The sequence below is a fragment of the Chitinophaga sp. RAB17 genome (assembly GCF_052114225.1).
In the GTDB taxonomy this organism is placed as follows: Bacteria; Bacteroidota; Bacteroidia; order Chitinophagales; family Chitinophagaceae; genus Chitinophaga.
The window spans coordinates 270,469-297,026 of the sequence record NZ_JBFREI010000009.1 but is presented as its reverse complement, the minus strand read 5'-3'; the positions used below and the strand labels follow the sequence as shown (position 1 = coordinate 297,026).

General features: G+C 44.3%; 27 protein-coding genes. 7 read left to right on the top strand and 20 right to left on the bottom strand.

Annotated elements, in window-relative coordinates; genetic code table 11:
- Positions 1 to 61: 61 nt before the first annotated feature.
- The 4 genes from AB4Z08_RS26675 to AB4Z08_RS26660 form a co-directional block, all read right to left on the bottom strand.
- Positions 62 to 385: a S24 family peptidase gene (locus tag AB4Z08_RS26675; RefSeq protein WP_441576835.1), complete on the bottom strand. Its 324-nt coding sequence runs from the start codon at positions 383 to 385 to the stop codon at positions 62 to 64.
- Positions 386 to 421: 36 nt separating this feature from the next.
- Positions 422 to 1,132 (bottom strand): ATP-grasp domain-containing protein, encoded by a 711-nt coding sequence (locus tag AB4Z08_RS26670; protein ID WP_441576834.1) that lies wholly within the window; start codon positions 1,130 to 1,132, stop codon positions 422 to 424.
- A 54-nt stretch (positions 1,133 to 1,186) separates the two neighbouring features.
- Entirely contained in the window at positions 1,187 to 1,963 is a 777-nt protein-coding gene (locus AB4Z08_RS26665; protein WP_441576833.1) for a pseudouridylate synthase, read from the bottom strand.
- A 64-nt stretch (positions 1,964 to 2,027) separates the two neighbouring features.
- A complete protein-coding gene (locus AB4Z08_RS26660) occupies positions 2,028 to 2,714 on the bottom strand; it encodes a hypothetical protein (RefSeq protein WP_441576832.1) in 687 nt (228 codons plus the stop codon).
- Between the two features lie 237 nt (positions 2,715 to 2,951).
- Between AB4Z08_RS26660 and AB4Z08_RS26655 the strand changes: the two genes are divergently transcribed.
- The 3 genes from AB4Z08_RS26655 to AB4Z08_RS26645 all read left to right on the top strand — a co-directional run bounded on the left by AB4Z08_RS26655 (position 2,952) and on the right by AB4Z08_RS26645 (position 6,649).
- Positions 2,952 to 4,046, top strand: a complete 1,095-nt coding sequence (locus tag AB4Z08_RS26655; protein ID WP_441576831.1) for an alpha/beta hydrolase — start codon at positions 2,952 to 2,954, stop codon at positions 4,044 to 4,046.
- A gap of 188 nt (positions 4,047 to 4,234) precedes the next feature.
- Positions 4,235 to 5,353 carry a hypothetical protein gene (locus AB4Z08_RS26650; RefSeq protein ID WP_441576830.1) on the top strand — a complete coding sequence of 373 codons (1,119 nt, stop codon included), beginning with the start codon at positions 4,235 to 4,237 and terminating at the stop codon, positions 5,351 to 5,353.
- Positions 5,354 to 5,569: 216 nt separating this feature from the next.
- Complete coding sequence (locus AB4Z08_RS26645; RefSeq protein ID WP_441576829.1) at positions 5,570 to 6,649, top strand: acyltransferase family protein; 1,080 nt, start codon at positions 5,570 to 5,572, stop codon at positions 6,647 to 6,649.
- A gap of 63 nt (positions 6,650 to 6,712) precedes the next feature.
- On the opposite strand, the gene AB4Z08_RS26640 is transcribed toward AB4Z08_RS26645, so the two are convergent.
- The 4 genes from AB4Z08_RS26640 to AB4Z08_RS26625 form a co-directional block, all read right to left on the bottom strand.
- Positions 6,713 to 8,692, bottom strand: a complete 1,980-nt coding sequence (locus tag AB4Z08_RS26640) for a hypothetical protein (protein WP_441576828.1) — start codon at positions 8,690 to 8,692, stop codon at positions 6,713 to 6,715.
- Positions 8,693 to 8,702: 10 nt separating this feature from the next.
- Positions 8,703 to 9,773 carry a S8 family serine peptidase gene (locus AB4Z08_RS26635; RefSeq protein ID WP_441576827.1) on the bottom strand — a complete coding sequence of 357 codons (1,071 nt, stop codon included), beginning with the start codon at positions 9,771 to 9,773 and terminating at the stop codon, positions 8,703 to 8,705.
- Between the two features lie 9 nt (positions 9,774 to 9,782).
- Positions 9,783 to 11,093 carry a hypothetical protein gene (locus tag AB4Z08_RS26630; protein ID WP_441576826.1) on the bottom strand — a complete coding sequence of 437 codons (1,311 nt, stop codon included), beginning with the start codon at positions 11,091 to 11,093 and terminating at the stop codon, positions 9,783 to 9,785.
- Between the two features lie 229 nt (positions 11,094 to 11,322).
- The gene (locus AB4Z08_RS26625) at positions 11,323 to 11,661 is read right to left on the bottom strand and encodes a winged helix-turn-helix transcriptional regulator (RefSeq protein WP_441576825.1); all 339 of its coding nucleotides are present in this window, start codon (positions 11,659 to 11,661) and stop codon (positions 11,323 to 11,325) included.
- Between the two features lie 129 nt (positions 11,662 to 11,790).
- On the opposite strand from AB4Z08_RS26625, the gene AB4Z08_RS26620 reads away from it, so the two are divergent.
- Positions 11,791 to 12,198, top strand: coding sequence for a DoxX family protein (locus tag AB4Z08_RS26620; RefSeq protein WP_441576824.1), 408 nt, complete (start codon positions 11,791 to 11,793; stop codon positions 12,196 to 12,198).
- A 22-nt stretch (positions 12,199 to 12,220) separates the two neighbouring features.
- Here AB4Z08_RS26620 and AB4Z08_RS26615 read toward each other — a convergent pair whose 3' ends face one another.
- From AB4Z08_RS26615 to AB4Z08_RS26595, 5 genes are all read right to left on the bottom strand, one after another.
- Positions 12,221 to 12,994 carry a metallophosphoesterase family protein gene (locus AB4Z08_RS26615; protein ID WP_441576823.1) on the bottom strand — a complete coding sequence of 258 codons (774 nt, stop codon included), beginning with the start codon at positions 12,992 to 12,994 and terminating at the stop codon, positions 12,221 to 12,223.
- Between the two features lie 51 nt (positions 12,995 to 13,045).
- On the bottom strand, positions 13,046 to 13,573 hold the full coding sequence (locus AB4Z08_RS26610; RefSeq protein ID WP_441576822.1) for a DUF6428 family protein: 528 nt from the start codon (positions 13,571 to 13,573) through the stop codon (positions 13,046 to 13,048).
- Positions 13,574 to 13,595: 22 nt separating this feature from the next.
- On the bottom strand, positions 13,596 to 14,687 hold the full coding sequence (gene arsB, locus AB4Z08_RS26605; protein WP_441576821.1) for an ACR3 family arsenite efflux transporter: 1,092 nt from the start codon (positions 14,685 to 14,687) through the stop codon (positions 13,596 to 13,598).
- A gap of 81 nt (positions 14,688 to 14,768) precedes the next feature.
- A complete protein-coding gene (locus AB4Z08_RS26600; protein WP_441576820.1) occupies positions 14,769 to 15,098 on the bottom strand; it encodes an ArsR/SmtB family transcription factor in 330 nt (109 codons plus the stop codon).
- Between the two features lie 100 nt (positions 15,099 to 15,198).
- Positions 15,199 to 15,570, bottom strand: coding sequence for a winged helix-turn-helix transcriptional regulator (locus AB4Z08_RS26595; protein ID WP_441576819.1), 372 nt, complete (start codon positions 15,568 to 15,570; stop codon positions 15,199 to 15,201).
- Positions 15,571 to 15,697: 127 nt separating this feature from the next.
- Between AB4Z08_RS26595 and AB4Z08_RS26590 the strand changes: the two genes are divergently transcribed.
- Both AB4Z08_RS26590 and AB4Z08_RS26585 read left to right on the top strand, forming a co-directional pair.
- Positions 15,698 to 16,468, top strand: a complete 771-nt coding sequence (locus AB4Z08_RS26590) for a type 1 glutamine amidotransferase domain-containing protein (protein WP_441576818.1) — start codon at positions 15,698 to 15,700, stop codon at positions 16,466 to 16,468.
- A 119-nt stretch (positions 16,469 to 16,587) separates the two neighbouring features.
- Positions 16,588 to 18,675, top strand: a complete 2,088-nt coding sequence (locus AB4Z08_RS26585; protein ID WP_441576817.1) for a M3 family metallopeptidase — start codon at positions 16,588 to 16,590, stop codon at positions 18,673 to 18,675.
- A gap of 46 nt (positions 18,676 to 18,721) precedes the next feature.
- Here AB4Z08_RS26585 and AB4Z08_RS26580 read toward each other — a convergent pair whose 3' ends face one another.
- Positions 18,722 to 19,198: a hypothetical protein gene (locus tag AB4Z08_RS26580; RefSeq protein ID WP_441576816.1), complete on the bottom strand. Its 477-nt coding sequence runs from the start codon at positions 19,196 to 19,198 to the stop codon at positions 18,722 to 18,724.
- Between the two features lie 163 nt (positions 19,199 to 19,361).
- Positions 19,362 to 19,802 carry a GNAT family N-acetyltransferase gene (locus AB4Z08_RS26575; protein ID WP_441576815.1) on the bottom strand — a complete coding sequence of 147 codons (441 nt, stop codon included), beginning with the start codon at positions 19,800 to 19,802 and terminating at the stop codon, positions 19,362 to 19,364.
- A gap of 213 nt (positions 19,803 to 20,015) precedes the next feature.
- Here AB4Z08_RS26575 and AB4Z08_RS26570 point away from each other — a divergent pair, with 213 nt between their 5' ends.
- Positions 20,016 to 21,290, top strand: a complete 1,275-nt coding sequence (locus tag AB4Z08_RS26570) for a glucuronyl esterase domain-containing protein (protein ID WP_441576814.1) — start codon at positions 20,016 to 20,018, stop codon at positions 21,288 to 21,290.
- Between the two features lie 10 nt (positions 21,291 to 21,300).
- Here the strand turns inward: AB4Z08_RS26570 and AB4Z08_RS26565 are convergent, their stop codons facing one another.
- The 5 genes from AB4Z08_RS26565 to AB4Z08_RS26545 all read right to left on the bottom strand — a co-directional run bounded on the left by AB4Z08_RS26565 (position 21,301) and on the right by AB4Z08_RS26545 (position 26,409).
- Positions 21,301 to 22,161 (bottom strand): class I SAM-dependent methyltransferase, encoded by an 861-nt coding sequence (locus AB4Z08_RS26565; RefSeq protein ID WP_441576813.1) that lies wholly within the window; start codon positions 22,159 to 22,161, stop codon positions 21,301 to 21,303.
- A gap of 27 nt (positions 22,162 to 22,188) precedes the next feature.
- The gene (locus AB4Z08_RS26560) at positions 22,189 to 22,572 is read right to left on the bottom strand and encodes a VOC family protein (RefSeq protein ID WP_441576812.1); all 384 of its coding nucleotides are present in this window, start codon (positions 22,570 to 22,572) and stop codon (positions 22,189 to 22,191) included.
- Between the two features lie 84 nt (positions 22,573 to 22,656).
- The gene (locus AB4Z08_RS26555) at positions 22,657 to 23,451 is read right to left on the bottom strand and encodes an AraC family transcriptional regulator (protein WP_441576811.1); all 795 of its coding nucleotides are present in this window, start codon (positions 23,449 to 23,451) and stop codon (positions 22,657 to 22,659) included.
- Between the two features lie 20 nt (positions 23,452 to 23,471).
- On the bottom strand, positions 23,472 to 23,990 hold the full coding sequence (locus tag AB4Z08_RS26550) for a cupin domain-containing protein (protein ID WP_441576810.1): 519 nt from the start codon (positions 23,988 to 23,990) through the stop codon (positions 23,472 to 23,474).
- Between the two features lie 40 nt (positions 23,991 to 24,030).
- On the bottom strand, positions 24,031 to 26,409 hold the full coding sequence (locus AB4Z08_RS26545) for an ABC transporter permease (RefSeq protein WP_441576809.1): 2,379 nt from the start codon (positions 26,407 to 26,409) through the stop codon (positions 24,031 to 24,033).
- Positions 26,410 to 26,558 lie beyond the last annotated feature (149 nt).

The window sequence follows — 26,558 nt, the reverse complement described above, 5'->3', positions numbered from 1 at the left end:
TCGTGCAGGGAAAAATGGGGAGGTCGTTTTCAGGAAGGAGGGAATGCAATTTTTTACTGCATCAATCTTTCTTATAAATAATTCTGTTTTCAAATTCGCCTGCAATCACCTTTCCATAAATTACTTTCGTCCATCCGTTCTCGTAACCATGGTTGTTGGCGATCAGGCAGCCCTTGTTGGTATCTTTTTTAATCACCTTGTGGGCATCAATGTACCGGCCCTTTACTTTACAAAATACGATGTCTCCAATTGAGTATTCTGCTGCTTTTATGAAGGTGAGCAGCGTGCCGCTTTTCAATATGGGTAACATCGAGGTGCCAAAGGCTTTCATTTTTCCGGTACCGGTCATTTCCAGTTCATTCTTTAATCTTTCGTATTTATTCATGTTTTAAAAATTGGGGTTTTCTTTTTGTTATAAATGTTATGTTTTGGTGGCGTTGATGATGCAGTCTATCACATTTTCGGCCCGGCAATTATTCAATCCTGCGCCCCAGCAGGCATTGAATTCAAGTACAAACCAGCCTGTTTGTTCGCTATAGGCAATATCTACTACGACTACCTGCGGGAGCTGGTGTTGATGGTGATGGAGGAAATCTGTCAAAAAGCTTTTCCCCGCTGCCAGGTCTGCGGTACCTTCGTACAGGGCGATATCCATTACAGTGCCGTCTTTAATAAAGCTCCGGGCCTCCGCCTGTATGGGTGCAACAATGGAGGAGACAAGTATTTCCTCCTGGTCATTTAAACCTGCGGTCACCTCCTGAAAGACTGCCAGCGTTTCAAAAATACCGGCCATAAATATTTTCGGGATTACCGGCTTGATGAAAATGGGGAAGTCGTCATCGGTGATCTGCCCGATTTGCTGCAATGCAATATCCCGTTTGATCCATTGCTGTTCCAGTCTTGCTATCAATGTATCATCCGGAGAAATAAGGGTAACGTCATAAATTTGCGCCAGCACCAACGCAAATGCCTGGTTTCCATAAATGGCAATGTCCTGTTTTGCCAGGGCCTCATCGCGGATCCAATACTTGCCTAATCTTTTTATTATTCCACCTTTATGGGTCCAGGTGGCAAATACCTGCTCAAATTCGGCGTCTGTTTTCTCGGGGATCAATAGTATAGTTGGCTTCATCTTACTTAAATATAGGCACTCAAATAGGGCAATTAAGCATCATTGCGGCGTTGGTTACCTGCCAAGCATATGTGCCAGTATAGGCCCGCATTTTTCGCGACAGGGAGCATAAAAATGTCCATGTTGCCAATAAGCTGATTTGGGAGACAGTCCCCACCAGAATTCCGCCAGGGCTAATGGCTCCATCTGGTGACGAAATGCATATTGCAATAATTTCGGCGCGGCGCATTCTCCTGCACCTGCCGGCGGTTTTTTATAAACCGTATTGGCAAAAATCTCCACCAGGCTTTTTGACTCACCCATTTTGTTCAAAAAATGGTATTGCTCAAAAATTTTATTTTGCAGAGAGATGGAATGATGTTTCCTTAATGTTTTCAGGAGATGTATCTGTGGGGCATTTGCTTCGGGATCAAACAATTCCAGGGACGTTATTTCCTGATTTATCTTCGTCAACTTTGTCATGCCGGTATTTACAAAACCTCCTTCGACCAGGCCATCGAAGATGGGCGGAACAAATCCTGCATGGTGGTTTCCACCTGCTAATTTGCCCGAAAATGCCGCCAGGTAACCCAGTTCATCTTCTTTCGTCCGAACGACCAATACGCCGAACATTTTCCCTATTATCGCGCCTTCTGCATCAGATGACAACCCAAAATTATGCTTCCATTCCTCCTGATACTGCAGATGTAACTGTAGTTGGCTTGCTGCCAGCCGGCAAAGCGGATGTGGCGCATCGTCTATTGAAAAGGTCAGCCCTGCGGCCAGTGCATTAACAGTTGTTGATTTATCAAAAGTGCAAAACGCTGATTTCTCTTCAACCAGGTTGTGCATTTCCTATTTTCTCTTAAAATAAGCCGCAAATTTAATACAATTCGCTGAGAAAACAGTTACCTGGCTAAAGATTCAGCCGGAGGCCCGCCGAAAGATTCAAATGAGACAGGTTTTCTTTCTGTTCATCCTTCAGCGTGATAGTCTGCGTACTGGTCGCATCTTCCTTTGTAATACGGGTAAGTTGACCACTAATCAACGAGAGCTGCGCACCCGCTGAAAGTCTGCGTGTAATACGGAAATCATAGCCGGCATCCCATCCTATGCCCACAGTACCGCCCGACAATATCAGCTTATGTTCCTCCACCCAACCATTATCACGAAACCCCAGGTATCCCAGCGCTACATTGGCATAAAAGGCATTGGTTTTAGCCGCATTGAAAATGCGTGTGCCGAAGGTGGCCGCATAGAAACTGATGGAGATGTTATCCATCACACCGGCACGCATGGTGCCGCTGCCAGTTGTCACCGGGATCACATCACTGTGGGCAGTATGAAAGAGGTTATACTTAACTCCTACTCCCATACTTTCCCTGAAATAATGCATGGCATCTGCACCTACGTTGAAACCGGATTTTAGTTTCTTCAGATAATCTTTCGCCTCCCCGCTAAATTCAGAAGATATTTTGCCGAGACGATAGCTGTAACCACCATTTACGGTGATCCGGAAAGAAGGTATCTCAGTTGGCTTAGTCTGGGCATATACACCCTGCAGTACAGCGGTAGCTAACAGTATAAGGAATAGCTGCTTCATAAATATAGGATTAAATGATATGCTGGTTGTTCTTTTGCTAAAGTAGTGTACATTTTATGTATTCCTATAGCATGTCTTTACAACTATCTGATTATCACATACCGCATATCTATTTCAAAATTGTCGAGACTCGAAATCAGGCTTGAAAAACGAGCCTTGAAAAAAAATTTTATTGTATATTGATCGTGTAACATGCGCTGTTTTTCAACCAAAACATCCCACAAAATTTCCTTGTTCATGAAAAGATGTCTTCTTTTTACCCTCCCATTTTTTTGTTTCCTGCCATTTGCCCATGGACAAAACAAAGACGCTACAGATGACTATTCCAAAGGCAAGGCAATTATTACAGATCTTGATAAAATAGTAGCTCCTGCCGGTATCCAGGAAAGTTATGAAGTGCCTGTTGGTGGCATAAAGCAGTGGGTATATGTACGCGGACAGGATACCGCCAATCCCATCATCCTGTTTGTACATGGAGGCCCGGCCTCTCCCATAGCGCCGGTGATGTGGATGTTTCAGCGTCCGATAGAAGAATACTTTACCGTCATTAATTATGATCAGCGCGCCTCCGGAAAAACCTACCGGACCAATGATACCATTGGCTTAGATAAAACCATTCACATTCAGCAATACGTTAGTGACGCCATTGAACTGGCCACGTTTATAAAAACAAAATACAAAAAAAGAAAAGTCATCCTGATAGGGCATAGCTGGGGCACCATCGTTGCGATGAAAGCAGCCCTGCAACGCCCCGATTTGTTCTATGCCTACGTTGGCATTGGTCAGGTGATAAACGTGATGGATAATGAGCGTATCAGCTTTGAATACGGCATACAGGAAGCCACACGATTAAAAAATGATACGGCGCTGAAAGAATTAACATCCATTGCTCCCTATCCTGGTAATAAACCGGTAACAAGAGAGCGGATTATTATTGCCCGGAAATGGCCACAATATTATGGTGGACTAAGCGCCTACAGAACGGAACCCATGTACTTTTTCGACGGCCCACTGTTATCACCTGACTATAGCAGCAAAGATGTAACCGCCATAGATCAGGCAAATCTATTTACTTTGGGAAGGATATTACCTGAGTTCCTCCGTGTGGATTTTAAACAGGTGAAGGCATTTCCTATTCCCGTGCTGATGTTTATGGGACGGCATGACTACACCACCCCTTCCGTGCCTACTGACTCCTGGCTAAAAAATGTGAAAGCACCGTTTAAAAAAGGAATCTGGTTTGAGCATTCAGCGCATTTAATCCCGTTGGAAGAGCCGGGGAAAATGCTGATAAGCCTGGTGGAATATGTCAGACCCCTTGCATTAAAATAACCACGTGCTGCTTATGATTCCTTTAAAGGGAATAAATCCGGCAACGATTCTTCAGCGTATACTTATTAAAAAATAATAAATACTATGTCATCTCACTTCAGTTAACTGCGCTAACTTCACATCTCAACCTATAAACCCGAGCAATCATTATTTGAAACCCGATTTTTAAAATTCCTCAATTCAATTCCATGAACCTTCATTCCTTCTACGTTGCGGGCAGCATCGCTATGCTCCTGCTGTGCGGTGCCTGCACCAAACAAATGAAAAATGACCCTGCTAATCTGTCCGGAGCAAAACTTTCTACTGGTGCTGTTGCTGCCGCACCTGACCCTTCGGGGCTGAAACTGCATGAATTCTTACGGGCAAATGGTCCGGCTTTCGAAACTTTTAATGTATCCGCGCAGCAGGGTGAAACCGTTACTACCAAAAGTGGGAAAAAATATACGATCCCACGTAATTCACTGCTGAACCCTGATGGCACGCCTGCCAGCGGAACTGTCACCATTTCTGTAAAGGAAATCAGCAATGCCGCCAATATGATCTTCGCCGATAGACCCACTGCCACCAACAACGGGAAAGCGTTGGAATCCTTTGGCGAATTTTTTGTTGTCGCCAGCCAGGGCACTAAACTGCTTAAATTGCGCCCCGATAGCGCTATCAAAGTGCAGGCGCCTGCAAAACCCAATGACCAGAGAATACCAATGTGGAATGGTGATACCACCGTTACCAGGGATATCTCCGGTTATAATTACTTAAACCAGTTCATCACTATCTCTACCCAGGTTAGCGCCAACAAAGGGGTTGACTGGCAACAGGTAACCAACCCGGCATCCGCCTACGCCCTGTTCGATGGCAGCAACGGTACCCTTAACTTCCGGTTGGATAGCCTGATTAAATGGACCAACTGCGATCGTTTGTATAACACACCTACTCCAAAAACAACCGTGCTGGGTTACTTCAATACCAATTACAACCCGGCTACCGGCACCAGCTTTGGTGGAGAAGAACCTTCTATGCTCTATTTCAAACCTACCGGTATCAATAGCATCATTAAGTTCTATAACACCATTTTCACTCCGCCGGCAGGCTTCGAGGGCTTTTTAAGCTACCAGAACTCTGTTTCCGTTGGACAAAGCGGTACTTTCCTCGCTATTTCTTCCATTGCCGGACAGTTTTATGCAGAGCAAAAAACCGTGGTGATCGGTACTCCGGCACCAGGCCAGACCTTCACCAGCGTTACCTTTAATCCTGCTCCAGTCACTCCGGCTGCACTTGTAGCCCTGATCAATAGCATGAATACCAAATAATGATTCAAATAAAAATAGCCGCTAATGGTTGATTAGCGGCTATTATTCCTCCCTTCTCCTCTCCACGGCACAGGCTATAGCATAACTATTACCGCACAAAGTGCGGAAAGATTGAAATGTTCCATGTATCTTACCCCCCGTTTTTGGAAGTTTCCGCACCAGGGAATTTCCTCCAGATGCTGCACAGATGCAGAAAACATACTAAAACAGTGAGCGATGAATGTGAACAAACCAAGCCCGGACGTACTAAAAACCAAACAGCATTTTGAGATCCTTGATGGGTTAAGGGGAATAGCAGCGATATCAGTAGTCCTTTTTCATTTCATGGAGATAGTGTATACTGACTACAGCAAAAACTTTATTGGACACGGCTTCCTGGCGGTAGACTTCTTTTTCTGTTTGTCCGGATTTGTTATTGGATATGCATATGATGGTCGTATAGCACAAATGGGGCTGAAGGAGTTTTTCAAATCAAGGATCATCAGGTTGCATCCTCTGGTGATGTTAGGTTCCGTTATAGGCTTACTGGGTTTCCTTTTCAACCCATTTGGTATACCGTCTCATTTTTTTGGGTTTATTGAAATCGGGGTGATCTTTCTCTGCTCAATTTTTATGATTCCGCTGCCTGTTATGCCGGAACGTTTTTTTAACCTGTTTAGTTTTAATGCGCCTGCCTGGTCGTTGTTCTGGGAATATGTGGCCAATATTTTTTATGCTTTTGTGCTTTATAAACTAAGCCGCCGTTACCTAATTTTATTCACCATACTTGCAGCTGCGGCACTCTCCTATGTGGCCTATCATGCCGGGAACTTAATGGGCGGATGGGATAAAAACAGCTTCTGGCATGGCTGCGCGCGCATCTCCTATTCCTTTCTGGCAGGGCTGATTATTTTCCGCTTCAATTTAATTATCAAAAACAGGCTAGGCTTCATTGGCGTAGCCATATTGCTGTTGTTTGCCTTTTTAATGCCTTACGTTAAATGGAACTGGCTGGCAGAACTGCTGGTAGTGCTAATTTATTTTCCCTTACTCATCGCATTGGGCGCAGGCGCCAGCCTGGTACCATCCTTGAAAAAGCTATGCGTTTTTTCCGGGAAAATATCTTACCCCCTGTATATGACGCATTATGCCGCTATGTGGATATTCGCCAATTATTACAATGCCCATAAACCGGGAACCGCGGAATTATCTTTTATCGTGATAACAGGCACCTTGCTGTTAATTGGATTTGCCTATTTAGTCATGGTGCGCTATGATATTCCTGTCAGAAAATATTTAAGTGCAAAAAGGAAGTAGGCCCCAACCTACATCGCCTGCCTGTAAACAGGCAGGCGATGAAACATTTTCAACAACAGTACATCATTTATTTTTAGGCCTGTTATAAAGATTGAAAAATGGTAAATCCACCGCCAGGAAGAGATTCCAGCGCCAGGAAGGATTAGTGACCACTGTGCTGTTTGTTGCGTCAATTTTAGATAAGCCAGGACCATACTGTGCACCAAAACCAAGTGAGAGTGGCAGGTTGGCCCCCACGCCATACACGGCGAATACACCAGGGGAAAATATCTGTCCCAGCTCAATCTTGTAATTCTTATTGATGACAGTGGCATTCGGGTCGGTGCTCGTGGCATCCGGCGACTTCTCCAGCTTATAGTCGACAATAGCACCCAGATCAAACAAGGCACCAAACAGGCTGATTGCCCCACCCTTTCCCCAGCTCAAACCTTTAGGCGTCCAGGAAATCCCGATCGGCGCAGTGACACCAAATTTATCAGACCAGGTGCCTCCCGCTGCATTGCTTCCATTGGAAGTAGAAAAGAATGCTCCCAGGTAGGTTTGCACAGAAATATTGCAATTTGTATATTTCTTGATAGACGAACTTCCCACAGGCAGAATGACATTCTCCAACGCCGCCTTTACCTGATCTTCATCTTTGGCTTCCACCATATTAGCCATGAACAACGCATAAGGCTTTACTTTTTCTGTAAATGTGAGCAGTTTATCGAGTTGTGTTTTCTTATCGTCATCAGCTACCGTATGCAAAGGATTTTTATTATCGCTGGTGAGGTCATGTACCTGCGTCAGGATATCCAATGCATCATTCACTGCCTGTGTATATTGACTGCTGTAGATATCTTTGTACAAAGCATTTGACTTCCTTACAATTGTTAAATATTTATCAGTAACAAGATCTTCGTTAAATATTTTCACAATGCTAAACGCATAATCCGCGATATCGATGGAAGTATTGATGTAGTTATAAATGTCTTCATCACCTATTTTTTCACGGGCATTTATTTTCTTCGCGATGTCATCATATCCTGTCTGCACCTTTTCCGTCAGATTAATAAACTCGCCCAGCTTATTCTGAAACAACAGGATGTTACCAGCCTGCTCAGTAAGTATACTGGTTAACTTAGTGGGAGTAGCCGCTTTTCCCAGATAAAAGGTAAGATCCTGCAACAACGCCTTTTGATAAACCAGTCCCATAAATATTCCCGTAAAAACGTCATCCGTCACCAGGCTATGAATATCTTTAGCGGACACCCAGATTCTTGTGGTATCCTCGTTTCTTAAGCCTTCAGAAAATATAGCGGCAAACCGGATAGTGGCGCCCATGTTTTTAAATCCAACGCTACCATTTTCCTTCCACTCCTTCAGAGAAGCAAGGTCCTTTATTAAGTCTGCGGCAGTAGCGGTTCCTGTTTCCAGCTCATGTACCAACCGAATAGAGCGAATAGCCACCCTTACTTCCGGGAAATTAATCAACAAGGTCTGGTACTTAGGCAATTCCAGCACATCATCCAGGTGATATGTCAATTGTTTTAAGTCTTCAAAGAAACCATTCCGCAGGGCCGGCAGCATTTGTGGATATGATTGTGCCAGCAGATTAACCAGGTTGTTGGTGGTCTTGGGAAATAAAATTTTAAACTCTGCATGTTCATCCGCAAATTTCTTAAACCGGTTAAAGAAGGCAATAGTTAATTCCTGCTTCGCCCTGTCTATCATCAGGTCTGCAATGGCATTGGCAAATTTCGTTACGTCCAGGCCACTTACAGCGGACAGGGATTTAGATACAAAAGAAGCGGTGCCTCCATCGGCAAAATTATCCGGCACATAAGGCTTAAAAAATGGGTTCTTAATCATCTCTCTCGAAATGTCAGTACCTGCCGGATAATAGGGAGCCAGTACTTTCACCAGGTCTGCTCTCGCTTCAAAGATTTGCTCCTGTTGACTGTAACAATGTTGCCTGATATACAGCGCATCATAAAATATCGATTGTCCGTTGGATTCTATGCCAAGCAGACAAACAAGGAATGTGACAATTAAAAATTTCATTTCATGAGGTTTAAAGGGTAGCAAATATTTTTTGAGGACTGATTAATTTAAGGCCGGCGGATCCCTGTACCGGATCAAAATTGGCAGATAGCAGTTCTTTAATACCTGCAACAGTAAAAGGTTTGTTGAGTGCCCTATATCTTGAAATAATCAGCGCGCAGATACCGGCAACAATGGCGGTAGCCTGCGAGGTGCCGTCCATAGATTCCGGCACCGTTTTGAGTGCGTAGGCAAACACTGCCTCTCCCGGAGCGTAGATGTCCGTTTTTCCATTGAGGTAAGATATTTTCGCCAGCTTGCTGGCACTATCCGTTGCACCCACGCCTATACAATCAGTATATAAAGCGGGGTACTTCCCGTCAACACGATTACCGAACGTATAGTCGTCACCGATAGACGCAATCACCAGGATATTTTTATTCACTGCTTCTGTAATGATGGTTCTCATTGCTACATTTACTTGATAGCTGCCGTAACTGATAGAAATAATATCAACCTGCGTATCAATGGCCCATCGGATACCCGCGATAATACTGTCATCTCTGGCCGATCCCTTGGAGGAAATTTTAGCGATATACAGTTCGCACTCAGGTGCATACCCCACCATTGCGAGCCTGTTCCTGGCGCCGATTAAAGAGGCACAATGAGAGCCATGGCCATATTCATCGTTCACATCGTTCAGGGTGGTTTGTTGAGGATCATCGATTAAAAAAGAGCGGAAGCCTTTCACCCCGTTATGAATATCTGTATTCGCAATGTTATATCCCGTATCCAGGATAGCTACTTTAGCACGCTGTCCCAGCTCATTTAAACCATTCCAGATATCGGCTATTTTTAAAGTAGATATCCCCCAGGGCAGCGCATCGGTCACGTCGGCCAGCCGACCACCCCAATACCATTGCTTCTCGTTTTTATCGTTATACTTATAATACCACCTGTCAACACCTTTCAGGCTCTCCCCTTCTTCCACACCGTCCATAGCAATGACCTTCCCGCTGGGAAAAGCATTGGCTACAATGTCAAAACTTTTTCCGGGACCTTTGCGCACGCGAAGCGGCAATGTAATTTTTACGTTTAACATAATGATATATTATCCGTCAAAGTCAACACCAGCATCTGTCGGTTTCTGCGGGGAAGGGTTGGTGGTAAGCGCCTTTCCTGCATTTCTCAGGGAGACCAGTTTGCCCAAAAGATCAAACCAAAACGGCGCTCCCATCGTGATAGCCATTGCTGTTATAAAAAAGCCGAAAAATTTCTTCCCGGTAGTTTTATGCCATATATACTTCCAGGTGATATAATTGGAATGTTGACGAAGCACCGTGTCCGGAATACTGTCTGTGGCCTGTTTCATACCATCATACACGGCTTCTTTGGGAAATAACCAAACACCTTTCCAGAAAAACTGCACGCCTGCATTTAGCTTTGTTTTTATCCAGCCAGGTTCGTCTTCCTTTAATTCACGGATGAAAGCAATATCTTTTCGTCCCCGGTCACCCCATCCTAATCCCAGCAGCGTATTGACGCTATCTTTGCTCTTTTTTATTTCAAGGTATATTTCCTTCGTCACACCGCTATCTCCTCTGTTAGCAGGATTGCCTGCTGCCGCTACGCCCATGTCTGCCAGCTTTTCAGCGACTACTTTATTGGAAGAAAGAAAAGTAGAAATCTCAATGGTGTCAATGTTTAATAAAAAAGCCAGTGCCAGGCCGATTCCAAACAGTATAAAAGAAGTGTTTCTTTTATACCAGCCGGTTACGCGGTCCATGCTATCGTTATACCATTTTTCCAGCCGGTATTTAAATGCATCCAGATCGCCCGCTGCTTCATTGAAATGATGATTCAGTATGTCATATACCTCTGTATCGATGCGGTCCTTATAGGTTTCCAGGCTGTTCCGCACCATGGAAAATGTGGCGGTCTTCGACTTGTTGTTCTCATCAAGATTCTTGATGACTTCTGTAAGTACTGTTGAGAAGTTTTTGTCCAGCAGATAAGAAGGCCGGTTAAAATAATCGTTCTGGCCGTAGTTTTTAATGATGGGGTGCTCGTAAAAAAGATCAAACAAACGGATTTTGGAAACATCTTTTTTCCCTTTTTCCACCTCACTTCTTTGAAACAGTTTCTGTTCCAGTGTTCCATTTACGTTGATGGTACGCTTAACGGCCTTCTTTAGAAACCGGAAAAATCTGAATACGCCCAGCTGCTCCAGGATAATGGCCCAGAAAGGAAGGCTTCTCACGGGTGTATTGGACAACATGGTGCTGATTCCCTTGTACAGGGTATTAGCTCTCCGTTGAACAATCGTAGCCAGCGATTCCTGTACCGCAGATGCAAAGAGGCTATAAATCAAAAATATGAACACCAGCCCTATAAACACGTTTAATACGCTGTAATCAAACATAGAGAGTCATTTACCGCCAGGGAGTGAGGGATTAGGGATCAGATCAATAATATATAAGATGCTATTTTGGGAAATGCATAAATAGTCAGGTTTGGGATTATTACACTAAATCTTAGCTGAATTCAACCGGTATAAGGTCAGGGTTGAAATCACAATAAATATAATCTATGCCCAACGAAAATCAAAATTTATTTTATCAAGTACTATGGCCTGGTCGCAACCGACAGGTCTATTTTCCAATAACCTCTTTACGATGCGCCAGTCCCCAATAATGCAGCGCATCCATCACCTTTTCGAGGGACTTTCCATGTGCTGTAATGGTGTATTCAACCGTGGGCGGAAAAGTATCATACACCTCTCTTTTCACCAGTTTATTCCCCTCCAGGTGTTTCAACTCTTTGGACAACGTTTTATCCGTAATCCCATCTACCTCTTTGGATATCTGCTTAAAGCGTTTGGGACCTGATGATAATGAAAACAAAATTAACAGCTTCCATCTGCCCTCCAGGGCTTCCAGTGCATCTTTAATAGAGAGGGCATTTTTTGGACATCCACCTTTTGTTAGCATATATACTGCTTTAATGCTTTTAACTTACACGATACTATCCAATTGGAAAGCGCTATCCAAAGTGATAGCGCTTTCCAATTGAAACCAAATATAAGTAGGTTTGCTTCATTAATAAAAAATCAGCAAAAAATGACCGGACCACAAAAATCTGCCAGGACCATTCACATCATCCTCTGGGTAGCACAAATAGTATTAGCCCTTTTTTTACTCACCGGAACGATATTAAAATTCCAGCCAATTGAAAAAATCGCGCCTATGATGCCGTGGGCAGGACAAGTGCCAGCAACAGTAGTAAGACTCCTCGGAATAATCGATCTATTGGGAGCGATAGGCTTAATAGTCCCCTCCCTGTTGCGCATTAAACCATCATTAACTCCCTGGGCCGCTATCGCAACTATTGCCCTCATGGTATGTGCTATCATCTTTCATATTTCCAGGGGAGAGGCAGCCGTTATTGGCGCCAATATCGTCGCGGCATTTATTGCTGGTTTTATAGCCTGGGGAAGATTTAAAAAAGCACCTATCACTTCAAAATAAAGACAGGTATTAAAAAGCAGGATTAAATACCTGTTCTCAGGCTTTCGGCATATGCATCTGGCAGCGGGCTATCTTCCACTGCTTTGGCCGCCTTCTCCACATCATATTCAAAACGGATGAATTCCACCCGGATGCTATCTTTTTGATGAATACTGCTATCTTCATTGATATGCAGCATCACATAGCATCCGCGTGGATCACCATCTTTCGGCTTTCCTACAGAACCAATATTGATGGCATGTCTGTAGTGTGTATTTTCACCCGGCACCACAGGTAATACCCGGTGATATGGTTTATGGGTATGCCCAAAGCACATGATATCTGCACCTGCATCTTCCATAATTCTCATCATACTTTTCTCTTCCCGGTCTTCGAATAAATATTCATTGATCTTACGTGGACTTCCATGCACCAGCAACAAATTCAGTGTATCATGATTTAACTGAAAGGTTACTTTGATATGGGCAGGCAACGTGCGGAGGTAACGGCGCTCTGCTGCGGTGACCTGCTGATTTGTGTAAGCAATGGAAACACTGCCATTCGCTTTCTCACTGTCTGTTTTGTAGGCGCAGCCACAGTCATCGCTTGTTCTGCCAATACCAAAATCATAGTTGCCGGCAATGGTAGGGATACCGCGCTTTCTGACTTCGTTGATGACCTCGTTGGGCCAGATGTTATAACCTACCAGGTCACCCAGGCAATAGATAGCATCCGCTTTTCTTTCATCAACATCCTTAAAGAAGGCTTCCAGGGCGGGTAAATTCGCGTGAATGTCACTGAACAAAGCTATTTTCATAAATAGAAGATTGGATAAGATATTTCAGCTGTTATTTAATAAGATGATAGATTAGCAACAGCCGCCACCTGGTGTGCAGGATTCGCCGGATACCATGCCGATTGGTATTTCCAGTGTTTTGGTAGCGGGTGTTCCACAAGTCATCCCCCGATCTGTTGCCTTGCATTGGGTAGCATCCGGCTGCAGATCAACGACCAGGTTTTCACCTTCCAGCAGAAATTCTTTCGGATGCATCTGACGGGTATCAAATGCAGCATTCCCAAATTCAATTTTCACCATCGCTTTGGGATTCAGATCCAGGTGCCGCTCCACCAGGTCCACTATCTTCAACGCCTTATGAACCGCCATGGCACGATCCGTTTGCGCTTCTTCCGGCTCCCATAGCTGTACAATAATTTCCGTCCAGGCATTTACCTTACCGCCACAATCAACAGACGTAACAGGTGCCTGTTTGATTTCAGTAATATGGTAAGAAGGAGCTACCAGTTTGTTTGCTGCATATTGAAACTGTAATAGCTGTTCAGGATATTGCTGCAGCTGATCCTTAAATGTTTGCCAGGTCATTTTGGAATTACTCATTGTATAAAGATTTATGTTTGTTTTAAAATGATGCTTTTTCGGTGTTGACAAGTGCCCCTGCTCCTCCATACCATCGCTTACGAAGCCAGAAGGCCACGTTTACCAGTGCAATCAGGGCGGGCACTTCCACCAGTGGACCAATGACGCCTACAAATGCCTGTCCGGAATTGATACCAAATACGCCAATGGCAACGGCAATGGCGAGTTCAAAGTTGTTACCTGCTGCTGTAAACGCAATAGCCGCATTCTTCGAATAATCTGCACCCGCAGCCTTCCCCAACACAAAGCTCACCAGGAACATGATGACAAAGTAAATCATCAGTGGGATGGCTATTCTTACTACATCCATCGGAATCTGTACGATCAGTTCGCCTTTCAGACTGAACATCACGATAATCGTAAACAACAAAGCAATGAGGGTAATGGGAGATATAAAAGGGATGAATTTTTCCCGGAACCATTCTTCGCCCTTTAGTGCGATCAGGCCATATCTGCTGATCACCCCAGCGGCAAAGGGAATACCCAGGTAGATCCCTACACTTTTTGCGATTTCACCAATAGACACTTCCACCGTAATGCCTTTTATCCCAAATACCGTGGGAAGCCAGGTGATAAACACATACGCATACACACTGTAAAGTAATACCTGGAAAATACTGTTGAGCGCTACCAGTCCGGCAGCATATTCACGGCTACCATCTGCCAGTTCATTCCAAACGATTACCATCGCAATACATCGGGCCAGACCTATCAGGATAAGCCCTGTCATGTATTCCGGGTAGCCATGCAGGAATAATACTGCCAACCCGAACATCAGGAACGGACCAACTACCCAGTTGAGCAGCAGCGACAACGATAATACTTTTGTGTTGCGAAACACCTCTCCCATCCTGTCGTACTTCACTTTCGCCAGCGGAGGATACATCATCAGTATTAAACCTGCTGCCAGCGGAATATTGGTGGTACCGGACGAAAAGGAATGAATTAACCGGGAGGAAGAAGGAAAGAGATAACCGATTCCAACTCCGATAGCCATTGCCAGGAAAATCCATAAGGTAAGATACCTGTCTAAAAAGCTGAGTTGCCTGCGCTGTGCCGGATTACAATTTTGCATGTCAATAGAAATAAGTCTTTTTCCCCTGAAGAGGAATTCATTGTATTATTGCAATATTACGATATGCTAGTGCAAAAAATTTTAACAGCAGGATTTTATCTCTGCCTGTTCCACGAAGAAGGCACTGAGCAACTTGTTGTATTGATTCCAGACCTTGGGATTGATACAATAACAAACACTTGCTCCTTCAATCGTTCCCTGAATCAGGCCGGCTGTTTTCAGTTCCTTCAGATGCTGGGAAGTAGTTGCCTGTGCCAAACCCAATTCGTCTACCAGGTCTCCGCACACACAGGCGTTCTTCTTCACGAGATACTGCAAAATGGCAACCCTGGCGGGATGCGCCAGCGCTTTCGCCATGTTGGCGATATCATTCTGTTGCTTGGTGAATAAATCTGATTTGGTAGCTCCCATACTATTACGGCTTTAACACATCGCAATATTACGATTAGTTATTAATCCGGCCAAAGAAAGTTTTTTACCCCCCAAAAGAAGACTCCTGGTGATGAGCAACTCAGTTCTTCGCTGCCAATACTTTCTCCAGTCCCCATTTACACATCAATTTTGTGATTGGTTTCAGCGACTCCCCCAGCGTTGTTAAGCTATACTCCACTTTCAGCGGAATTTCCGTAAAAACTTTCCGCGCAATAACACCATCAATTTCCAGTTGTCGTAATTGATCGGTTAACATTTTTTTACTGATGCCTTCAATATTTCGCATCATCTCACCAAACCTGTTGACATCATGTGCAATCAGATATAGAATAATGACTTTCCATTTTCCACCTATGATTTTTATAGTGGCAGTTACAGGGCAGCTATTGTATATAGCATACGTGGAAGTAAATTCCTGGTATGCTTTTGATTTTTTTTCTACGGTTTTCATTTCTAAACGGTTGATTGTTAAGTACCGTTACAAAAAAGTGACCAGGCCACATTTTTGTAACTACTTGTTTTTAGTAATGATATAACTGAAAATTGTACCCAAAATAACTAAATAAACTGTAGATATTATGAGTCTTAAGAATCTGAATCCCGTTAATAAAAATACGCCGAAAAGAGTAGCGATCGTTTTGGCCAATCCGGCGATATCATCTACCACAGGATGGCCGGTAGGTTTCTGGTGGAGTGAACTCACCCACCCCTATTATGAGTTTGCAGAGAAAGGATATGAAGTATTGCTTTTTAGTCCGGATGGCGGCAAATGCAGTCCGGATGCGATGAGTGACCCGAACGACCCTTCCGGATACTCTTCCACCGATCTTATCAGCCAGGGATTTATCCATACGCCACAGCTGCTGGCATTAATAGAAAATACAACACCAGTCCGGGAAATGAATGTAGCGGAGTTTGATGCTATTGTAGTGGCGGGTGGCCAGGCCCCTATGTTTACTTTTGAAGGAGCAACAGACCTGCATGAAAAATTCCGGGCATTTTATGAAGCAGGAAAGGTAACGGTGGCACTATGTCATGGCGTAGCATTGCTCCGGTATGTGAAACTCTCAAACGGTGATTATCTCGCGAAGAATAAAACCGTGACCGGCTTTACCAATGCTGAGGAAGACTTTGCCGATACCGCTGTATGGAGTATGAATCTCCTCCCACGCGATCAGCATGTAATGCCCTGGAGAATTGAGGATGAACTAAAAAAGCTGGGAGCCAACTACATCCAGGCCGGTTTGTGGAAAGGCTTCGCCATCAGGGATGGTAACCTGATTACCGGACAACAGAATTTCAGCGGCGCAGAAACAGCAAAACTTGTTATCCAGGCATTAGGTGAATGATCAGCAATAAAAAACTCCCTATATTTACAGCGCAGGTACGGCCTTTTTTTTAGCTGTACCTGCTACTTATTTATGCCACCAAAAAAGGCTACTTTATAGCTTATGAATAACTACCTGTTGTGAGACCAGGTCATCTCAATAACTATATGCAACAATACAGATTTCTTTGGCTGATCTTATTTTTTATAGGCGCCGGCCATATCAAAGCGCAACAACCACTAAAAGAAAACCCTTTACTTATCCATTCCAATGCACCACTCGGGTTCAATAACGTAAACGGGGAAACGATTAAAGAAGCGATGCAGTCTATCACGGCATTGTCGGACGCACGTGTAAAAAAAATCAGTAGCATTCCTGCAGACCGGCATACGGTTGCCAATACATTGCTGGCAACGGATGAACTGATGTATGATTTGACTGACTTATCACAGAAACTGGCATTAATAGCGGGTGTGAATACAAACGAGCAACTGAGAGATGCCGCCAATGCCGCTAACGAAGAGCTATTAGCCTATATCAACAACCTTTACCTGAAAGAAGGATTATATAGCGCCCTGAAAAATCTCGCCGCATCACCCGCTTCAAAAAAAATGCCTGCCAATCAACAGAAGTTCCTGCGGGAAACCTTACTGACCTTTGAAAAAAACGGCATGAAACTGTCTGTTCAACAGCAGAAAGAAGTAATGGATATTAATCAGAAACTGGCCGCAATAGGGGTACAGTTTGATGAAAACATAGCGAAATATAAAGACAGCCTCCGTTTTACAGCAGCACAACTCACCGGTGTTCCGGAGCATATCCGGGCTCCCTGGAGGCGCGCAGATAGTACGTATGTTGTAAACGTAAACACGTCCAACTACAATACTATCGGCAGTTACGTGCATAACAGTGATACCCGTCGCGCATTTTTTGTGGCGTATAATAACAGGGCTTACCCTAAAAATCTGGCCGTACTGGATAGTTTGTTTTATTACAGGCAGCTGCTCGCAAACAAACTTGGCTTCCCGGGTTATGCCTCCTATACAGTAGTGGATAAAATGGCGGCTTCTCCCGAAACGGTCTGGCGCTTTGAGAATGAACTTATTAAAAAACTATCGCCGCACGTAACAGCAGACCTGGATGAATTAAGGCAACTAAAGCAACAGGATACATCGGCAGCTGCTGATTCGCTGTATGCCTGGGATATCAGCTACTACACGCAACAACTGCTAGATAAAAAATATCAGCTGAACAACGAGGAGGTAAGAAACTATTTTGAGATGAATAACACCTTGCAGGGGATGTTTACCGTATACCAGCAATTATTCAATATCGAGATCAGAACAACAACCCAAGTGCCCACCTGGCATGAAAAGGTAAAAGCATATGAGCTGTTTAAGGATGGTAAAAAAGTGGGGACCTTTTACCTGGACCTCTTCCCCCGCCCCGGTAAATTCACCCATTTCGCCACCTTCCCCATCTCCCTGTACCGTATCAGCAATGGCAGAGAAGTATTACCGGTTACCGCTTTTGTAGGCAACTTCCCGGAAGGCGATGCGGGCACACCTGCTTTATTATATCATAGAGAAGTACTTATCTTATTTCATGAATTTGGCCACCTGCTGCATGGCCTGCTGGCCCGCTCTGATATTGCTTCACAGGGTCCATTTACATTAAAAGGAGACTTTATTGAAGCCCCGTCACAGTTGCTGGAAAACTGGTGCTGGGAATATGATGCACTGAAATTATTTGCGCGACATTATAAAACCGGAGCGGTACTGTCTCCCGAATTATTTGAGAAAATGAAGCGGGCAAAAATGGTTCAAAATGCGGCTAACTATATGAGGTATGTGTACCTGGGTGTACAGGATTTTACCTACCATGATAAATATGACAGTATAAAGCATAAAGATCTTACAGCGGTTTCGGCAGACTTATGGCGCCTCATGCAGTTGCCGTATGTTCCCAATACCCACGCCATTTGCAGCTCCCCTCATCTGAACAGCTATGGTGGCTTTTATTATGGCTACCTGTGGTCGCGTGTTTTTGCCCAGGATATGTTCTCTGTATTCAAAAAGAATGGCGTAATGAATAGCGCTACTGGGGTTAAATATGCCAGGGAAATACTGGAAAAAGCAGCCACTATAGATGAGCGACAAATGCTGTATAATTTTTTAGGACGCGCTCCCAACACCAGCGCATTTTTTGAATCCCTTGGATTGGAGTGAGAGGCAGGCTGCTGAGTAATGTATATATCAGCAGCCTGCTGTTGACTTACTTCACCAGTTTCTTCACTTTAAAAAACTGTAAAACCAATCCGATAAGCAGCAGTACCAATAAAACCTTTATGGCATCCTGCACAATCGGAGACGTAGGGCCATCGGCCAGCGGATGCCCTACCGGCAATCTTGATAACGTTTCGTTTACCGCTGGTATCATAGAAAGAAACAGGGTAAGCGTCATACAAAACACCTGTATCAGCAGCAGGCTCCTTTTTCGGGAAGCATTCCGGCCAGACAGGTAAGCAACTCCCAATAAAATAAGTATGAGTATTCCAATGCCGTGGCCGGGATTAAAACCACCTGCTTTGGAAAGCCCAAATGATGTAACGCAAGCGATGGCCGTCAGGATACTGTATATCTTTCCTGAAGAGGAAAAAGGGTTGATGATGCCCTCTTTTACCAATGCGGCTACAGCAAACAACAAAGCAATGACAGCAATAATAGTGTGTACAATACCTAAAATACTCATAGGGAAAAGATCTTAAAGTGAGTGAATAAAGAAGTGACAGCCCTGTCATTCAGGCGCTTAGTGCAAACATTGGGGGCTTCATGAAAAGCAATTTATGGCTATTAATTGAAATAATTTCTGATTTTAGCTTTTGACAACGGTTCTCCATATGGAGGATAGCCCGTTAACGCCCCTTCCTCCACGCGGCTCGTGTCATTTCAAACTTCAGCTCCTTCTCCCCATTCCTACCCGTTTCCTGCCAGCCTGATTTCCGGTAGAATGCTGCCGCCCGCGTATCAGGACAAGTTCCCAGCCAAACACAGTCTTTATTGCCAGAAAAATACCAGGTAAGCATCAACTCCTGTAGTTTCCTCCCAATCCCTTTTCCTTCAAACGCGGGGAGTATAAACAAGGCCCATATGTTATCTTCTTGCACATCAACTACCGCAAATCCAACTATCCGGTTGTCCATCTCACATACCCATCCCTTCCCCCTGATAGTTAAAAATTCAACATAGTCATTGTAGGTGATCCGTTCAGGATCAGATAACTTATTTTCATTTACCCCATTTCTGACTACATGTATTTGTGCGATATCTTCAATTGTTGCTTCTCTGAAGTTCATGTGAGTTGTTCTTATAAATATTCATGTCAAATCCCACCAATAGCGTTCAAACCAAACATAAACATTATGTTGCAAAAAAAGAAGATCCGCACTGAACGAACGCCTTACAATCTTTATGCGCTACTAGTAATATTAAGGAAGATACCCTATCTTTAAATGATAGCCTTCCTGATTCCACATAGGCTGCTTATTGATTACCCAGGAAATTGATTTATGCCAACATCGACCCACGTTTACCTGAGATTTTTTATCGCTATGGTCCTTAGTTCCGGCGCCATTTCCGTTTTTGCCCAAAAGAACCCGAACTATACCGAATCCGCTGTGGGGACCTATCAGTTGCCATCTCCCCTAATTACCAACCAACATAAAAAAGTGCGGACTTCATCAGATTGGAATGGTCACCGCAGAAACGAAGTATTACAGCTGTTTAAAGAAAATATGTACGGGCAATTTCCAGGTCCGTCTGCAGACATGCATTTTGTAATGCAGAAAATTGACAGCGCCGCCGTGGGTGGACTGGCCATTTCCAAACAGGTACGCATCTATTTAACTGCGGGGGAAAAGGGCCCTTATATTGATCTGTTGTTGTATGTTCCGGCGAATACCACACATCCGGTTCCGGTTTTTGCGGGCTGGAACTTCAAAGGAAATCAGAGCGTCAGCACAGATGAAAATATTCTTGTTTCTCAAACCTATCTCGACTTTCTGAAGATTAAAAAAGATACACTGGCCCCTGCAAGAGGTGATCAGGAAAAGTGCTGGCCAATTAAAACAATCATTGAACATGGCTACGGTGTAGCAACTGCCTATTACGGCGATCTGGAACCCGATTATCCGGATGGATGGCAAACAGGTATACGGAGCACTTTAGCTAAGTCGCTGCAGTTAAAGTCCACAGACTGGTGCGCTATGGGTGCCTGGGCCTGGGGATTAAGCCGCATATTGGACTACCTCCAAACCGACAAGGCTGTAGATGCCGCAAGGGTAATGGTAATTGGGCATTCCCGCCTGGGTAAAATAGCGTTGTGGGCTGCTGCCAATGACACCCGTTTTGCAGCCGTCGTTTCCAATGACTCCGGTGAAGGTGGCGCCGCTTTATCACACCGGAACTATGGACAAAATTTAAAAGGCATGATCACCTCCTTCCCGCATTGGTATATTTCGACGTATAAAGACTATGCAGACGATATTAATGCACTTCCCATAGACCAGCATATGCTGCTGGCTTTAGCGGCGCCACGGCCTTTATACGTGGCGAGTGCCACCAATGATCGGTGGGCAGATCCTTACGGAGAATTCCTCGGAGCAAAAAACGCGGAACCAGTATACGCGCTTTTTGGCAAAAAAGGTTTGGGAACGGATGAAATGCCTGCACCGGATACGTCTGTTGGAAATACCATCCGCTATCATATCCGGACCGGCGACCACGATATTTTATTATTTGACTGGATGCAATACATCAAATTCGCGGATGAGCTGGTGAAATGATAAACCTTGCTCACGTAAGTGCTACCAGGAAATTCTCTCCGCTGGCAGGACTAAAACGATCTGTTCTGCCCATAAAATAACGTTGGGCCAGCGTTTCCGTTGACACTACTTCTATTGCTTTAAAACCCGCTTGCAATGCCATCTCCTGCATTTCTGCCGGGGTAAAAAAACTGATAAAAGGCGTTCCGGCGGCCGCTGCGCCTTTATTGGCGATCTGTTGTAAAGGTTGATCCACTTCGTCCAGGAGTTCCAATGGTAAATAAAATGCGATAGCCAGTGTAGAACCGGCGGGCAATGTCGCGATCTGACGCAGGGTAGCCTGCACCGCCTCTTTTGTAAGATACAGACTAACGCCAGCGCAGGCTACCACCGCAGGTTTGCTGGTGTCAAAACCGGCTTTTATTAATTGCTTCCACCAGGAAGAAATTTCAAAATCAACAGACACAAAATGTAGCCACGATGGAATACCAAATCCAAGTTCCATTAATCGTTGTTGTTTCCAGGACTGCGTATCCGGCTGGTCTATTTCAAATATCTGTAACTGCTCAGCTATTGCCGGCTGGCGTTGCGCAAAAGTATCCAGCCCGGCACCGAGTATCACATATTGATGAACACCCTGTTGCTGCTGTGCTATCACCAGGTCGTCAATAAACCGGGCACGGGCCACCACGGACGCACGGAGCCGTTTTGTAAAATCCGGACTCATGTCAGGACGTTGCCGCCACTCACCGGCAGGTGCTATCAGCTTAAATCCAATTTCGTCTTCAACGATATGTGGCAACGGATCAATCTGAACGTGCATGGCTCTCCATAAAGCTACTCTTACCGCTGTATTATCCGGTTCCACCTTTTTCCTGTTTTGTTCCATCATAGACCTGTTACATGATTAATTCAAAAATTACTTCAATGAACGTAAGCCGATCATATTTCCTTCTGTGTCTTCTATCAATGCAATAAAACCAAAGTCTCCTATATTCAATTTCGGCTGGATGATTTTTCCGCCAGCGGCTTCCACACGCCCCAGCTCTGTATTAATTTCTTCGGAAGCAAAATACACCAGGATACCGCCTTTACCGGGTGTTACCTGGTCAATCTTCACCAATGCACCGCCTGGTCCATTCCCCTTTTCATCGCCCGGAAAAGCAGCATAGTCCATATGTGAATGCCTCTCGCTGCTCACCGGCAAATCCGTGAGCTTATACTTAAATACATCTGTGTAAAATTTCTTTGCCCTGTTAAAATCTGACGCATAAATTTCAAACCAGCTGATCACGTTTTTCATGCTATTAATTTTGAAGATGATGAATGCAACAAAATTAGCCACCGGGAATCTGGCAAAATTGTAAAAAACCGACAGGGCCTTTTTTTATGATGGCCATTCCGGAAATCCGGGCATCCGTTCAATAGATTTGCGCAGATAAATGCCGGGGCTCACGCCGGAAAAAAGCCTGAAATCGCGGATAAAATGGGATTGGTCAAAGTAGCCGAGCGAATGAGCAATCTCTGTGAGGGAACGAATTTTGCCTTGCCGTAAAAGCCCTACCGATGCCTGGAAACGGCAAATGCGGGCATACAGAATAGGCGTAATGCCAATATGCGTTAGAAAGAGTCGCTCCAGGGAACGCTCTGATAAATGGAGGTCATGCAATACCCCGGATAACTTCTTACCCTGTTGTAGTGCAGCTACTGCATAACTCAGCTTTTTGTTGTCATCTTCATGACGATGGGTTTGCTCCAGCAGGAATGAAAAAAGACAATCCGCCTGTTGTTGCCCGGAACTACAATTCAACAGCTGATCCGTTAAAGACGTTTTAGTAAGGTGACTGATACAAACATTTTGATCCGTCAACTCATTTGCGTTTAATCCAAACACTGATTTAAGTGCTGCCGGATGAAAGTTGACACCGATTGTACGAAAGCTGCCGCCACCATGCAATTTACCATACCTCCTTGCCTGACCAAATACAAACAATTGTGGCAGACGTTCTCCCCCGAAACCCGTGAATACTGCCGGGTTCTGCTGAAAAATAAGCCCTGGCTGGCCATTACTCATGACCGTGAAAACCTTTTGTGATACATCGTCCGTTTGGTTTTCCAGGGACCAGAAGTACTGAACATAGTTTTTCAGCGATGGCGGAGGTGCAATTACCTGGTAATCCATTTGCCTGATACTGGAAGTTATTAATCTTTTGCTGCCGACCTGGTGAAATAATCCGGAGGATATAGTTGCTGTCCATATTTTTCAAAAAGTGCCAGCACTTTTTGCTTCATGGCATCGTCCATTACCGGTGGAGGCAGAAACACTCCTTCCGCTACGGGTGTACCAAATTCCATAAACATTTCATCCAGTCCGGAAGGCACCACTACACAAAGCAGCTTAGCCAGTTTATCGGACATATTTTTGAAGCTATGTACCATACCACCTTTAGGTATCACAATATATGCACCTTGCGTTGCAGTGTACCTACCTTCTTCCGACCATACCTCCACTTCTCCTTCCAGTACGTAAAAAGATTCCTGGAAATCAGGATGCGCATGGGGGCCGGGACCGCCACCCGGAGGCACCGACATTTCAATGGTGGCAAATTCGCCACCGGTTTGTTTTCCGGAAACAAGTATCCGATAGTTACCACCCGCCACTGAAAGGATTTGCCCCTCATGAGCGCCTAATGTGATCACAGATTTCTTATCCTCTTGCATATAAATGAGTTGAAAATTATTACCCGAATTTACAAAATGTTTATTCTGCTCTCAGGCTTTTTACCGGGTTGGCTATTGCTGCTTTTATCGACTGGTAACATACCGTCAGCAATGCTATTATAACGGTTAAAAGACCGGTTAATGCAAATACCCACCACGCAATACCTACTCTGTACGTATAACTTTGTAACCATTTATGCATGCACCACCATGCAAGCGGCGCCGCTATTAAGAAAGAAATGATGACCAGTTTTACAAAATCTTTTGATAATAAGGTGGTAATACTGGTTATAGATGCCCCCATTATCTTTCGTACCCCAATTTCCTTCACCCTGTTTTCCGCCATATAGGTGGCCAGTCCGAATAAACCGAGGCATGAAATAAATATGGTGAGTCCGGCAAACAAGGCTGCAAGTATACCTTGTCGTTTTTCATTCTCGAACTTTCCTGCATATTCTTCATCCACAAACTTTGCATCGAAAGGATAGTCAGGATTATACTTTCTGAAAATAATCGCCGTCTTCTCCAGATTTGCAGCAGTTGTATTCTTTCCATTCAGTTTTATCTGCATCACATTAAAACTCATGAAACTGCTCCTGGCTCCGCATATTAATATCGGTCTTGTGCGTTCATAAGGACTGGTAAGAATAAAATCTTTAATAACTCCTACAATATGCCAGTCTATACCCAGGTCCCCTACTACTTTGCCAATCGGATCTTTAAACTTCATCACCTTCAGTGCCGACTCATTTATAATCAGCCCCGTTGAATCAGTAGGATATTGTTTCAGGTCAAAATCACGGCCCTGGACAAATTGCAAGCCGGCAGTAACCCCCAACCCTTCATCAGACAAATACCGATCAAAAGATGTTTTGTCGTTGGGATCCTTTCCCTGCCAACTCTGCCCCCATCCATCGCTCCAGCGCTCCGTAAGCGGGGAGTTGGTTTTTGTGATAGACTTCGCAATACCTGATGACAGCAATTCATTTTTTATAAGTTCGTAGTTCTTAGGGATATCCCCCGTCATGAAATGGTAAACGAGATTATCCTTGTTGTAGCCTGTCTCCCGGTTACGGGCGTAGTCTATTTGTTGCTTTACAATAACAGTGCAAATAATAAGGATGGTGGCGAATGTAAACTGTAATACCACCAATACTTTTCTTGGCGTTACTAATGCATTGGCTTTTTTAAATGTTCCCTTTAAAACTCTCACAGGCTGGAAAGAAGAGAGAAAGAAAGCAGGGTAACTGCCGGCCAGTAGCCCGGTAAAAAGGATAAACCCGATAAAGGCCATCCATGTAGATATACTGCCAGAGTTAATGAACAGGCTTTTATCTGTAAGCTGGTTATAAGCGGGCAAACTTATCTGCACGATGACGATAGCCGTGATGCCTGCCAGAAAGGCCAGCAAAACAGATTCTGAGATAAACTGGATGATAAGAGAACTCTTCATTGCCCCCACTACTTTTCGTATCCCTACTTCTTTTGCCCGTTTTTCACTTCTTGCGGTACTCAGGTTCATAAAATTGATGCAGGCAATCAACAATATAAACCCGGCGATGATACCAAATAGCTTTACGAATGAGCCACGGCCACCATTATCTTCCATACCTCTGTCATCAAAACTGGAATATAAACGCCAGCGGCTGAGCGGGTAAAGAAACCACTCCCATTTCATCGTTTTTGCTTCTCCATCGTACCGCTGCTTTAAACCTCTTACTTTAGCGGCAACAGTGGCAAAGTTTGCATTGGGTTTCAGCATTACATAGGTAGAGGTGCTGTTATCGTGCCAGCCCAAATCCTCTCCCTCCCTGTATTTTACATATGACCAGGGTAGCAGGTAATCAAAATTGAACCTGGAATTGCCGGGCAAATCCTTCAGTACACCAGAAACCGTAAAATTATCCTTGTTCTCAATTTTCACCATTTTACCAATGGCATCTTCATCACCAAATAAAATCTTCGCCGTTTTCTCCGTCAGCACCACTGCATTCCGATCATTCAGCGCCGTAGCCGGATCTCCTTTCAGCATCGGGAAACTGAACATTTGCAGAAAACCGGTATCCACCACCATTGCCAGCTTCATCATCTTTTTGTCTCCTACTGAAAGGAGGTAATTACTGGAACCTACCCTTACGGCACGTTCCACTTCCGGTAAATCTTTCTCCAGTGTACGGGCTGTTAATGCGGATACGCTATTCCAGTTTGAGATACTACCTTCAAATGGTACGCGATTCCATACTTCGTATATCCTGTCTTTATTGTCATGAAACTCATCGTAGCTAAGCTCGTCCTGTATCCACAGCAAAATTAGTATCGCGGCGGCCATACCAATGGCCAACCCCGTAATATTGATAATGGAAAAGCCTTTATTGCGTAAAAGGCTTCTGTATGCGATTTTGAAGAAATTTCTAATCATAGTATAACAATCATTCCGTGTAGCGATCTGGATTTGCGCCAAATGGCGGCAAAGAGAATGCCGGATAGCCATATAACTGATTTACAGGGTGGTAGCTACGTATAATGAATATACTGTTGTCCGTTTTCGACACAAAAACTGTCCGCTTT